Genomic DNA, 12,621 nt, shown 5'->3' with positions numbered 1-12,621 from the left:
ACTCTGCCCCCGTTTCATCGTCAAATCAGCCTCACCCCTGATGGGCAAGCCAGCCCTTGAGCTGTGCCAGGGTGAAGGGCCAGCCCAGTTCGCGGCCGGCGTCATCCCGCAGCACAGGGATGCGCACCCGGTAGGCCGCAAGCCACTGCTCGTCCTCCATGATGTCACACTGGCGAGTACTGGCGGCAAGGCCAGCCTCCTCCACCAGCGCCCAGGCCTGTTCGCACAGGTGGCAGCCGTCGGTGTGAAACAGGGTCAGCATCAGGCCTGCGTCTCGGCGTGGGTGATGATCCAGCAGTTGTGGATATGCTGGTTGCGCTCAAAATCCTTGGGCCGGGTCTTGCCGGTGATGTTCTGGGCCTTGAGGCCAGCGGCCTCGAGACCGGCCAGATCCATCTTGAAGTGGCGCTTGTTGTTGGAGAACACCAGGGTGCCGTCCGCCGCCAGCAGGCGTTTGAGGTGCTGCATCAGCAGCAGGTGATCCCGCTGCACGTCGAAGCTCTCGTCCATCCGCTTGGAGTTGGAGAAGGTGGGCGGATCGATGAAGATGAGATCGTACTGATCTTCGGCCTCGGAGAGCCACTTCAGGCAATCGGCCTGGACGAACTTGTGCTGACGACCCACCAGCGAGTTGAGCCGCATGTTGTCCTGCGCCCAGTTGAGGTAGGTGTGGGACATGTCCACAGTCGTGGTTTCGCTCGCCCCGCCAAGGCCCGCGTGCACGGTGGCACTGCCGGTATAGGCGAACAGGTTCAGGAAGCGCTTGCCGCGGGCCATCTGACCCAGCATGCGACGGGTCTGACGGTGATCGAGGAAGAGGCCGGTATCCAGGTAGTCATAGAGGTTGACCCACAGACGGGCGCCGTACTCCTGCACCTCCATTCTGTGCTGCTCTTCGGAGAGCTTCTGGTACTGCTGCTTGCCTTCCTGACGCTCGCGCACCTTCAGGATCACCTTCTCGCCGTCCATGCCGGTCACCTTGATGGCGGCCTGCACCATGTCGAGCAGACGCTGACGGGTCTTCTGGGCGGGAATGTCCTTGGGCGCGGCGTACTCCTGCACCACCAGGTAATCCCGATAGCGGTCGATGGCGGCGTTGTATTCCGGCAAGTCGGCGTCATAGAGGCGATAGCAGTCGATCCCCTCCTTGCTGGCCCACTTCTCGAGGGTCTTCAGATTCTTGCGCAGACGGTTTGCGAAGTCCTGGGCCACCTCTTTCTGGGAGGCCACGGAGTCGAGCGCTATCTGGTAGTTGCGCAGCTGGCACTCGAGGGCACCGTTGAACAGACGATATTGCTTGTCGGCCCGCAGGCGCAGGCAGCTCAGCAGCTCAGGCGAGGCAGACAGAATAGTGACCTTCCAGCCCTGGAAGCTGCGGCGCAGGGCATCGCCCAGGGCCTGGTGCACTTCCAGCAGGGCCGGGAACTCCCCCAGACGCTCGCCATAGGGCGGGTTGGAGATCAGCATGCCGACTTCGCGGGCCTCCCCTTCTGCGGCGGCTTGCGGCAGCGGGTTCTCAAGCGCGGTCACGTCGGCCTGCTTGAAGGTGATGAGGTGGGCCACACCGGCCGCCTTGGCATTGTCGCGTGCCTTCATCAGCACACGAGGGTCGGCATCGCAGCCAAACAGCTTCACTTCGCAGCGCTGCATGCCACGCTTGGCGCGCACCTGGGCTTCCATCATCAGGCTCTGCCACAGATCGCCATCGTGTTGCAGCCAGCGATCGAAACCGAAGCGCTCCCGGCGCAGGGCCGGCGCCATGTCGGCGGCGATGAAGGCCGCTTCGATCAGCAGGGTGCCGGAACCGCACATGGGGTCCATCATGGGCTCGCCGGTCCAGCCGCTGCGCGCAATCATGGCGCAGGCCAGGTTCTCTTTAAGGGGCGCTTCGCCTGTGCCCTGACGGTAGAAGCGCTGATGCAGCGCCGGGCCGGACAGGTCCAGGGTTATGTTGGCCTTGCCCTTGCCCAGGTGCGCCATGATGCGAATGTCCGGCGACTTCTTGTCGACGTCCGGGCGCACATGGCCGCGCTTGGTGAAGCGATCAACGATGGCATCCTTGATCTTCAGCGCGCCGTACTGGGTGTTGCGAATGGCCGGGTTGGTACCGGTGAAGTCCACGGCTATGGTGGCGGTACCGGGGAAGTGCTCTTCCCAGGGAATGGTGTGGGCACCGAGATAGAGATCCAGATCGTCGTTCATCTGGAATTCGGAGAGCACCAGCACGATGCGGGAGGCGAAACGGCTCCACAGGCAGGCCTTGTAGCCGATGGCCAGTTCGCCTTTGAAGTGGACGCCGGCCACGGTCTCACGGACCTGCTCCGCGCCCAGGGTGGTCAGCTCGACGGCCAGCAGGTTTTCCAGCCCCTTGGGGCAGGTTGCAAAAAATTCTTTCATCACGCTCACGGGGATGCCATAAAAATAGTGCCGCATTATACCTTATCGGCCCGCACTCGGCATCCGAACCTTGGGGTTCGCGCGAATATAAAGGGGCTGGCCGACGCAATGGCTACCATTTTTTGCTCTTGTCACCGGCACAGAGGGCGCGGGCTCGATGAGGCAACTCAATATCCAGTGCAGAAGGGCGTGCGCCGAACGGCGACGAATTGACTCAAGGAAGGTGCCGCAATGGCATGGGAGAGACGAGCGATAAATAACCGGCGTCGGTTATTCCGAGGGCGTATGAATATCAACCAAAAATAACGTGCAGAGGCAGCATCAGCTGACCTGTCGATATTGTGCCTGGGCACGGGTCCTGGTCTGCATCCGGTTATTCATCACCTTGATCACCGCGAACCTTGGCAGGATCTTGCTGGCAGTCAGCACCAATTCCTCGGTCAGGTTCAGGCAGACGCTCGCCTGTTCCCCGGCCTCGATGACCATGAACTCTCCCCTGCCATGGGATGTCTGCATCGACACCAGGGAGCCCATTTCCGGCGAGCAATGAGTCTGCTGTTCATGAAAGAACCAGCTTTGTGGCATCAGGGGTTTATAAAAGCGGCTGACGGCGATGGCATTGAGTACCAGCTGAACCTGATGGGGAACACTCCAATCGAGTTCGGCGGCCTTGTCCATCAATTGATAATAGAGGGCGGCATCGTCGACACAAAAGGGCTGGGTCGTGAAGGAGCTGGGGACGAGTTGTCGCCCCTTATATTCGGTGGCGAATATCATGCGATCGGATAAATCCAGCATCAGACGATCATCCTGAGCATCATAATGCCACTGCCAATTGTCATTGGGTTGGATACACATGGAGTTGCCCTTACTTAAGCCGTCCCTCGACTTTATTCCATGTCGAGAATTTGAGCAACTTTAAATAAGGGCAAGCGGTTATCTTTTAAATATGGGTAACTATCTCTTTGACCAGACTCGGGCCCTTATAAATAAAGCCACTGTAAATCTGGACCAGACTGGCACCCGCCGCCAATTTCTCCCGGGCGGCCATGGCGCTGTCAATACCGCCCACCCCAATGATAGGCAGGGCCCCATTGAGGGCCTTGGCCAGCTGGCGGATCACCTCTGTGCTCTTGTGCTGGAGCGGACGGCCGCTGAGGCCCCCGGCTTCACCGGCATGGGGCATGTCATAAATCATGTCACGCTCCAGGGTGGTATTGGTGGCGATGACGCCATCGATCCCGTTTTTGATCAAAGAGGCGGCAACCTGATTAATTTCATCCAGGCTGAGGTCGGGGGCAATTTTAACGGCAAGGGGCACGTACTTCTTATATTGCGCGGCCAGCTCCTGCTGCCGAACCTTGAGGGCAGCCAGCAACTCATCGAGCGCCTCGCCATATTGCAGCGAACGCAGTCCCGGGGTGTTGGGAGAGGAGATATTGACGGCGATATAACCGGCATGATCATAAACCTTGTCCATGCAGATCAGATAATCGTCCTTGCCCTGCTCTATCGGGGTGTCCTTGTTCTTGCCGATATTGATGCCAATCACCCCCTGATATTTGGCCTCTTTCACCTTGGCCACCAGATGATCGACACCCTTGTTGTTGAATCCCATCCGGTTGATGATCCCTTCCGCTGGAATTACCCGGAACAACCGCGGCTTGTCATTTCCGCTCTGGGGCTTGGGGGTCACAGTGCCTACTTCAATAAAGCCGAACCCCATGGCACCAAATGCGTCGATACACTCCCCGTCTTTATCGAGGCCGGCAGCCAGTCCCACCGGATTGGCAAAATTAAGCCCCATGACAGTGACGGGGCGTTGGGGGAGTGAATGACGGAAGAAACAATCGAGCGGTGTACCGAGAAGGCGGGGCAAATACTTGATGGAGAGATCGTGTGCCTGTTCCGGATTGAGTTTGAACAGAAAATGCCTGGCGAGGGGGTACAGCATGTTTGCTCCTTAAAAAAGCCCCGGCAACTGGCCGGGGCTTTTGGGGTTATGCCGAGGTTCGGCAATTCAACTGGAGCAGGTTCAACTCTCGCAAGGCCACCGAGAACTTGGCGAACTCGTGAGTACTCGTGGTCTTGAAGTCGGCCAACATATGGGTCCAACGGGACAAGAGTTGCTCATGCTCCGAAATCCAGTCGGCCAGTATGGTAGCGCATTCCCCCTGCTCTTTGCACCCTTCCAGTACCACTGAGGTGAGGCTGCGTTGCTGCCAGTCCAGATCCTCGCGGAAGGAGGCCCTGGCCATCGCCTGCCAATGGTTGCCCACTGGCTGATGGTTGATCTGCTCGAGGAACCAGTGCAGATCCAGCTTGGCGCCGAGGCGGTAGTAGACGTTGGCGGCGCGCACTATGTCGGTCTTGTGCTCCGCGGCAATCTGCGCCAGATCCAGGCTGGAGAACAGGCTGCTCATGTGGGCGACCTGACGGGCGATGGCTTCCGGCACCTGTTTGGCCACCAGCTCCGCGACCTTCTGCTGATGCTCAGCCACTTCGCTCTCGTCCATCACCTCGTAAAGGTGCTCCCCCAGGGTCTCGAAGGCCGGACGGAAGAAGGCGATGTTCTCCCCTATGCTCCAGCTGCGGTTGCGGGCACGCAGGAACCAGCGGGTGGCACGACGCACTATGCGGCGGCTGTAGAACATCAGCTCGAGCTGGGTGTTGGCATCCACCAGGTTGTCACAACCCTCGATGTCGCGCCACAGGGTACCCAGACCGAATACCTCACGGGCCATGGCGAAGCAGCAAGCCACTTCGGCCACAGAGGCACCGGTTTCGTCCTTCATCCGGCTGGCGAAGTTGAGCCCCATGTCGTTGACCAGCATGTTGGCCACCCGGGTCGCGATGATTTCGCCGCGCAGCGGGTGCTGGGCCAGCTCGGCACCGAACTGCTGCTGCAACTGGGCCGGGAAGCTGGTGACCAGCATGTTGGCGAGGAAGGGCTCCTCGGTCACTTCCGGGCAGTTGAGCTGCTCTTTCAGTACCATCTTGCCGTAAGCCACCAGCACGGCGAGCTCGGGACGGGTCAGCCCCTGCCCTGCGGCCATCCGCTCGGAGAGTTCCTCGTCGGAGGGCAGGAACTCCAGCGCACGGTCCAGCTTGCCTTCACGCTCCAGCCCCTGGATGAAGCGTTGCTGCTCTTTCAGCTGTTCGGCGCCGCGGAAGGCGGTGACCGAGATGGACTGGGACTGGCGGTAGGCGTTGGTGATGACGATCTGCGCCACATCATCGGTCATCTCGTACAGCATCTGGTTGCGCTGCTTGAGAGTCATGTCACCTGCGGCCACCAACTGGTTCAGCAGTATCTTGATGTTGACCTCGTTGTCGGAGCAATCCACCCCGCCCACGTTGTCGGTAAAGTCGGTGTTGATATGACCGCCCTGGCTGGCGTACTCCACCCGGCCAAGCTGGGTGAAGCCAAGGTTGCCACCCTCGCCCACGATGCGGGCACGCAGATCACGGCCATTGACCCGCAGCACGTCGTTGCTGCGATCCCCCACGTCGGCGTCGCTCTCGCGGGCGCTCTTCACGTAGGTGCCTATGCCGCCGTTCCAGAGCAGATCCACGTTCAGGCAGAGCAGCGCCTTGATCAGCTCGTTCGGGGCCATGCTGGCCTTGTCGGTGCCGAGCAGGGTCTGAATTTGCGGGCTCAGCTTGATGGACTTGGCGGAGCGCAGGAAGATGCCGCCCCCTACGGAGATGAGCTCCCGGTTGTAGTCATCCCAGCTCGAGCCCGGCAGCTCGAACAGCCGCTGTCGCTCGACGAAGCTCTTGGCCGCATCGGGAGTCGGGTCGATGAAGATGTGCATGTGGTTGAAGGCGCCCACCAGCTGGGTGTGCTCGGAGAGCAGCATGCCGTTGCCGAACACATCGCCGGCCATGTCACCTATCCCCACGCAGGTGAAGTCGGTGGTCTGGCAGTTGACGCCGATCTCGCGGAAGTGACGCTTGACCGACTCCCAGGCGCCGCGCGCCGTGATGCCCATCTTCTTGTGGTCATAACCGACCGAACCGCCGGAGGCGAAGGCATCCCCGAGCCAGTGGCCATACTCCTGGCTTATCTCGTTGGCAATGTCGGAGAAGGTGGCGGTGCCCTTGTCGGCGGCCACGACCAGGTAGTAGTCATCCTCGTCGTGGCGTACCACGGATTTTGGCGGGATCACCTCCCCCTTGATGATGTTGTCGGTGACATCGAGCAGGCCGCGAATGAAGAGGCGATAGCAGGCCTTGCCCTCTTCCTGGATGACGGCGCGGGGCGCCCCCACCGGCATCTGCTTGCAGTAGAAGCCGCCCTTGGCGCCGACCGGCACTATGACGGTGTTCTTCACCTGCTGCGCCTTGACCAGACCCAGCACCTCGGTACGGAAGTCCTCCTTGCGATCGGACCAGCGCAGGCCGCCACGGGCCACCTTGCCCCAGCGCAGATGCACCCCTTCCACCCGCGGCGAGTAGACGAAGATCTCGAATTTGGGCAGCGGCAGCGGCATGTCGGTGATGCTGGCCGGGGCCAGCTTGAAGGAGATGTAGGGCTTGGCTTGACCCTCCTGATCCGGCTGGTAGTAGTTGGTACGCAGGGTGGCGTCGATCATCTCCATGTAGCGGCGGATGATGCGATCGTCGTCCAGGTTCGCGACCTGATCCAGCTTGGCGGCGAGCTGCTCGTGCAGCTTGACCTGTACCTTGGCATCCTGCTTGATGACGGGATTGAGGCGCTGTTCGAACAGGGTGAACAGCAGCTCTGCGATGTCGGGGTAACGGGTCAGGGTCTCCTCGATATAGGACTGGCTGAAGGAGACGCCGGTCTGGCGCATGTATTTCGCATAGGCGCGCAGCACAGAGACCTGACGACCGGTGAGGCCGGCCCCCAGCACCAGACGGTTGAAGCCGTCATCTTCCAGGGTCTTGTTCCAGATGGCGGCGAAAGCCTGCTGGAAGCGCTGCTGGCTCTGGGCCAGATCGAATGGCTGGGTGCCGCGCAGCAGCATGGAGAAGTCGAGGATCCAGAAGATCTCGCCGCTCGGGGTGCGTACCTGGTACGGGGTCTCGCCGATGACGCGCAGTCCCATGTTTTCCAGCATGGGCAGCACGTCAGAGAGATGGATGGGCTCGGTGCGGTGGAACAGCTTTAGGCGCACCCGGCGATCGTTCTCTTCTTCCTGGGCGCGGTAGAACAGCATGCCCAGCGGCTCGGCTTCACTCAGGCCATCGAGGGCCATGATGTCGGCGACCGCAGAGCCCGGCAGCACGTCCTCTTTATAGGCGCGGGGGAAGGCGGTGCTGAAACGGCGGCGCAGCTCGTTGCCACGGGCCTCCCCATAATGGGAGAGCAACACGGAATCCAGGCGGTCGTCCCAGCTGCGGGCCGCTTCAATCAGGTTGTTCTGTACTTCGTTCACATCCACATCCACGTTGTTGTTGTTGACCCGCACTATGTAGTGGGTCCGTGCCAGCACGCCCTCGGTGAAGTAGACGTTGAACTCCACCTCTTCGTTGCTGCCAAAATACTTCTGCAAAATCTGTTGGGTCTTGACTCGCAGCGCCGTGTTGTAGCGCTCCTTGGTGACATAGACCATGCAGGAGAAGAAGCGGCCGTAGACATCCCGGCGCACGAACAGGCGCAGCATGTCGCGCTCCTGCATCTCCAGCACGCCAAGACCTGTGGCCAGCAGCTCCTCTTCCCGGGCCTGGATCAGCTCATCGCGGGGATAGGTTTCCAGCACGTTCAGCAACGCCTTGTAGGCGTGGGAACCCTTCTCGTGACCGGAGGCGGCCATGATGCGCTCGAGGCGATGGCTGATGAGGGGGATCTGGGTGGCGCTGGTGTTGTAGATGGAGGAGGCGTAGAGACCGATGAAGCGATCTTCCCCCACCACCTTGCCGTGTTCGTCAAAGCGCTTGATGCCGATGTAGTCCACATAGGCCGGGCGGTGTACCCGGGACTTGGAGTTGGACTTGGTGAGGATCAGCAAGTCAGAGCTCAGGGCCGCGTGACGGGCGCTGGCGGGCATGTTGCCAAGGCGCTGCCCCTCGTCCTTGATGGAGTTCTTCATCAGCCCCAGGCTCGACTCTGACAGCGGCAGGATCTCGTGATCCCCCTCCACCGCTTTGACGTCATAACGGCGATAGCCCATCAGGGTGAAGTTGTGGGCGGCGACCCACTTGAGGAAGGCTACACAAGAGTCGACCTCTGCCTGGCTGACCGGGTTCTTGCGCTTGGGCAGCTCCTCGATGATCTCGTTGAGGCGACCCAGCATGGGCTGCCAGTCCCCCACCGCCAGGGCCACTTCCCTCGCCACCGAGTTGAGCTCGGCGGTCAGGGCATCCATCTGTTCCTCATCCGTCAGATGATCGATCTCGATGAGGAAGGCGGTCTCGACCGAGGTCTGGGAGGCCGTGTTGTCCAGATCCAGGATGGCGCCTATCTTGCCATCGCTGCCGCGAATCAGGTGCAGCGGCTGGTGCAGCATCATGTGGGCCGTGATACCCCGGCGCTTGAGGGCCATGCGGATGGAGTCCACCAGGAAGGGAGAGTCCTGCAGGATGATCTCGACGATGGTATGGGGAGACTGCCATCCGTGGCGGGTCAGCTCGGGGTTGTAGACCCGGATATAGGGCTCTGTGCTAGTGCGCTGGTTGAGCGCATTCCACAGGCTGAGCGCCGCCCCGTAGAGATCGCTGTCATTGCGATCGTGCAGGTCGGTGCTCGCCATGTTGCCGTAGAACTTGGCGACGAAGCATTCGACCAGGGAGGCGCTGTTCTTGGGCAGTTTCTGATGGATCAGGCTGAGAACGTTTTCGAGCAGAACTGAGGTAGGGGCGTCTTTCAATGCCATTGCTAGTTTCCTTATCGGACGACATCACAGACACGGCGACATCCACCCAGGATGCGCGCCGGTACAGAGTTGCTGCGAAGTGTAATGACTTGGATCGAGGAAGGCGAGCAAAGGTGATAACGGGATGTTAAAAACAAGGGGCAGATCACGGCTTGGGTTGTGATAAATTTTGCCAAGTCGCTAAAATTTAGAAAATCGCACTGGTTGTCAGCCGATTTACCGGATGGATAGTGACTTAAAGCAGATATTTACCCGGAATAATGTTCATGTTTTGTTAATTTATGCGTTTTGGGCTATCGGGGCGCTCATCGTCCTGCATTTGGCGCCGCAAGCAGGCGAATTCCCCTCTAGTAGGACGCTCACACGAGCGGTTCGACTACGGCAAGCGACCCTTTCGAGGCAAAGGCCACCGGGATGAACGGCGCGCTCTTGGATGGTGAGCGGCCCTCAGGAGATCCTCTCCAGACGAACAAAGCGGTGATCCTCCTGGGTCACCAGCCGAAAGTGACCGTGCACCCCGTTGACGCTGACAAAGGAGCGGATCTTTTCCAGGCCCAGCTCTATGGTCAACCCCTGCTCGGTGCGCACCACCAGGCGTCTGGCCTGGCCCTGGTACATCAGCATGATCTCGTCGCGACCAAGGGCCAGTCGAAAGGTGTACTGCCTCATTCCCCCTCCTCTTGATGAAAAACGGGCAGGAGAGCCTGGCTCCCCTGCCCGTGACCAGCACGCTTACTGCGCCAGTGCCTTGCTTACCTTCTCGAACAGATCCCGTGCCAGCCCCTCGAGGTTGGCCAGACGAGTCAGCTCTGCCCGGATCAGCGTCTTGCGCCCCTCATCCAGTCGCTTGAACTGGATGAGCGGCGTGATGAGGCGGGACGCCACCTGGGGATTGACCTCGTTGAGCGCGATCAAGAGATCGGTCAGGAAACGATAGCCGCTGCCATCCACCGCGTGGAACTGCACCTGGTTGTTCATGGCAAAGCTGCCGATCAGGGCCCGCAGCCGGTTCGGGTTGCGGATGCTGAAGGTAGGATGGGCCATCGCCTGCTTCACCTCATCCAGCACATCGGCGTCAGGCTTGCAGCCCACCAGGCGCAGCCAGTTGTCCAGCACCAGGCCGTCATGGGCCCACTTGCCTTCGAAGTCCGCCAGCAGCGCGCTGCGGCATGGCAGCAGATGGCTGTTTGCCACCTGCAACGCCGCCAGGGTGTCGGTCATGTTGTCGGCCGCGGCGTATTGCTCGCGCACCAGCACATCGGCCTGCTCCGCATCCAGTGCCGCCAGATAACCGAGCACCACGGCCTTGAGGGAGCGCTTGGCGGTGTCAGCATGGATCACCCTGTAGCCCGTCAGCCGCAGACCCTCATAGGTGCTGGCCAGCCGGGCACCAAAGGCGTGGGCCAGCGAGGTGTGGATCTCGTTGCGCACCCGATGGATGGCATCGATATCGGCCACCTCGAACAGCTCGGCCAGGGTCGCCTCACCGGGCAGCGCCAGGATCTCCGCCTTGAGGGCCGAGTCTAGCTCGGCATCGTCCAGAATGGCGACGAAGGCGGCCAGCAGGGTTGGGGAGAGCTCAACCCCCTGCCCTTGCTGCACCCGCGCCACCCCATCGATGACCGCCTTGTTGATCAGCATCTGGGCCGCATCCCAGCGGGCAAACTCGTTGCGGGCAAAGCGCATCAGGAAGGCCAGCGCCTCGTCGCTGTAGTCATAGTGCAGCTTGACCGGCGCGGAGAAGTCCCGCAGCAGGGAGGGAACCGGCTTGACCGGCACCCGATCGAAGACGAAGGTCTGCTCTGCTTCCAGCACGTCGAGCACGTTGCCGATGGCCTTGCCCTGGTATTGCAGCGCAATGGCGGCACCCTGCTCGTCATAGAGTTCGATGTCGAGGGGGATATGCAGCGGCAGTTTTTGCGGCTGATCCTGGGTCGGCGGGGTGTGCTGGCGCACGTGGAGGCGATAGACGCCGCTGGCGGCATCGTAGTCGTCGGTGACGGTCAGCTCGGGGGTGCCGGACTGGCTGTACCAGCGGCGGAAACGGCCGAGATCCACCCCGGAGGCATCCTCCATCGCCTGCACGAAATCGTCGCAGGTGGCGGCCGAGCCGTCGTGACGCTCGAAGTAGAGGCGCATGCCGGCCTGGAAATTATCCTCACCCAGCAGGGTGTGTAGCATGCGGATCACTTCCGAGCCCTTCTCGTAGACGGTCAGGGTGTAGAAGTTGTTCATCTCGATCACCACGTCCGGGCGGATGGGGTGGGCCATGGGGCCGGCGTCTTCGGCAAACTGCGGGCCGCGCACTGTGCGCACGTTGTTGATGCGGTTGACCCCGCGCGAGCCCAGATCCGAGGAGAACTCCTGATCCCGGAACACCGTCAGCCCCTCTTTCAGGCTGAGCTGGAACCAGTCGCGGCAGGTGACCCGGTTGCCGGTCCAGTTGTGGAAGTATTCGTGGGCGATGACCCGCTCTATGCCGTGGTAGTCGCCGTCGGTGGCGGTGGCCGGGTTGGCCAGCACGAACTTGGAGTTGAAGATGTTGAGCCCCTTGTTCTCCATGGCGCCCATGTTGAAGAAGTCCACCGCGACGATCATGTAGATGTCGAGGTCATACTCGAGGCCGAAACGCTGCTCGTCCCAGCGCATGGCGTTGATGAGGCTCTCCATGGCGAAGCCGGCGCGATCCAGGTTGCCCTTGTCGACGAAGATCTCGAGGGCCACCTTGCGGCCGCTTTTGGTGTCGTAGTGGCTGCGCTCCACATCGAAATCGCCGGCCACCAGGGCAAACAGGTAGCTCGGCTTGGGGAAGGGATCCTGCCACTGCACGAAATGGCGACCGCCATCGAGCTCTCCGCTGTCGACCTTGTTGCCGTTGGAGAGCAGATAGGGGTATTTGGCCTTGTCGGCGGTGATCCGGGTGCTGTAGCGGGCCAGAATGTCGGGCCTGTCCAGGTAATAGGTGATGCGGCGGAACCCTTCCGCTTCACACTGGGTGCAGTAGGCATCGCCGGACTTGTAGAGCCCCTCCAGCGCCGTGTTGGCGGCGGGATCCAGATCCGTGACTATGGTCAGCACGCACTCGGCGGGCAGGTTGAACAGGGTCAGGCTGCTCTCCCCCTGCTCGAACCGGGTGTAGGGGACACCGTCCACGCTGACGCTGTGCAAGACCAATCCTTCCCCATCCAGCACCAGGGGCTCGTTGTGCTCGCCGCTGCGGCGCAGCCGGGAGATGGCGGTCACCCGGGTCAGGGGCTCCTGCAGCTGAAAATCGAGATCGATGCTGTCGATCCAGTAGAGAGGCGCCTGGTAATCCTGGCGATACTTGGCCGTCATGGCCTGGGAGTGATCGGTCATTATTGTGTGCTTCCACGCGTTGTTA

The 12,621-nt window shown here is 61.0% G+C and carries 7 protein-coding genes; all 7 read right to left on the bottom strand.

The features are described 5' to 3' along the window. Positions 1–31: 31 nt before the first annotated feature. The 7 genes from AB5Y91_RS09185 to pepN all read right to left on the bottom strand — a co-directional run bounded on the left by AB5Y91_RS09185 (position 32) and on the right by pepN (position 12,596). The gene (locus tag AB5Y91_RS09185) at positions 32–262 is read right to left on the bottom strand and encodes a glutaredoxin family protein (RefSeq protein ID WP_111910621.1); all 231 of its coding nucleotides are present in this window, start codon (positions 260–262) and stop codon (positions 32–34) included. After that, on the bottom strand, positions 262–2,433 hold the full coding sequence (gene rlmKL, locus AB5Y91_RS09180; protein ID WP_262110379.1) for a bifunctional 23S rRNA (guanine(2069)-N(7))-methyltransferase RlmK/23S rRNA (guanine(2445)-N(2))-methyltransferase RlmL: 2,172 nt from the start codon (positions 2,431–2,433) through the stop codon (positions 262–264). Before rlmKL ends, AB5Y91_RS09185 begins: the two co-directional genes overlap by 1 nt. Before the next feature lie 285 nt (positions 2,434–2,718). Beyond that, positions 2,719–3,255 (bottom strand): cell division protein ZapC, encoded by a 537-nt coding sequence (locus tag AB5Y91_RS09175; protein ID WP_106886759.1) that lies wholly within the window; start codon positions 3,253–3,255, stop codon positions 2,719–2,721. Positions 3,256–3,340: 85 nt separating this feature from the next. Further along, complete coding sequence (gene pyrD, locus AB5Y91_RS09170) at positions 3,341–4,351, bottom strand: quinone-dependent dihydroorotate dehydrogenase (protein WP_111910624.1); 1,011 nt, start codon at positions 4,349–4,351, stop codon at positions 3,341–3,343. Positions 4,352–4,397: 46 nt separating this feature from the next. Next, positions 4,398–9,239: an NAD-glutamate dehydrogenase gene (locus AB5Y91_RS09165; RefSeq protein WP_368169606.1), complete on the bottom strand. Its 4,842-nt coding sequence runs from the start codon at positions 9,237–9,239 to the stop codon at positions 4,398–4,400. Positions 9,240–9,686: 447 nt separating this feature from the next. After that, positions 9,687–9,908, bottom strand: a complete 222-nt coding sequence (locus AB5Y91_RS09160; protein ID WP_106886756.1) for a DUF2835 family protein — start codon at positions 9,906–9,908, stop codon at positions 9,687–9,689. Positions 9,909–9,971: 63 nt separating this feature from the next. Further along, on the bottom strand, positions 9,972–12,596 hold the full coding sequence (gene pepN / locus AB5Y91_RS09155; RefSeq protein WP_368169605.1) for an aminopeptidase N: 2,625 nt from the start codon (positions 12,594–12,596) through the stop codon (positions 9,972–9,974). Positions 12,597–12,621 lie beyond the last annotated feature (25 nt).

It is taken from the genome of Aeromonas sp. R4-3, assembly GCF_040908275.1.
GTDB classification, from domain to species: Bacteria; Pseudomonadota; Gammaproteobacteria; order Enterobacterales; family Aeromonadaceae; genus Aeromonas; species Aeromonas rivipollensis.
This window is presented reverse-complemented; position numbering and strand designations above follow the sequence as displayed.

Coding starts and splice junctions, on each gene's coding strand:
- AB5Y91_RS09160 (WP_106886756.1), bottom strand. CDS start 9,908: ATGAGGCAGTACACCTTTCGACTGGCCCTTGGTCGCGACGAGATCATG.
- AB5Y91_RS09175 (WP_106886759.1), bottom strand. CDS start 3,255: ATGTGTATCCAACCCAATGACAATTGGCAGTGGCATTATGATGCTCAG.
- pyrD (WP_111910624.1), bottom strand. CDS start 4,351: ATGCTGTACCCCCTCGCCAGGCATTTTCTGTTCAAACTCAATCCGGAA.
- pepN (WP_368169605.1), bottom strand. CDS start 12,596: ATGACCGATCACTCCCAGGCCATGACGGCCAAGTATCGCCAGGATTAC.
- AB5Y91_RS09165 (WP_368169606.1), bottom strand. CDS start 9,239: ATGGCATTGAAAGACGCCCCTACCTCAGTTCTGCTCGAAAACGTTCTC.
- AB5Y91_RS09185 (WP_111910621.1), bottom strand. CDS start 262: ATGCTGACCCTGTTTCACACCGACGGCTGCCACCTGTGCGAACAGGCC.
- rlmKL (WP_262110379.1), bottom strand. CDS start 2,433: ATGCGGCACTATTTTTATGGCATCCCCGTGAGCGTGATGAAAGAATTT.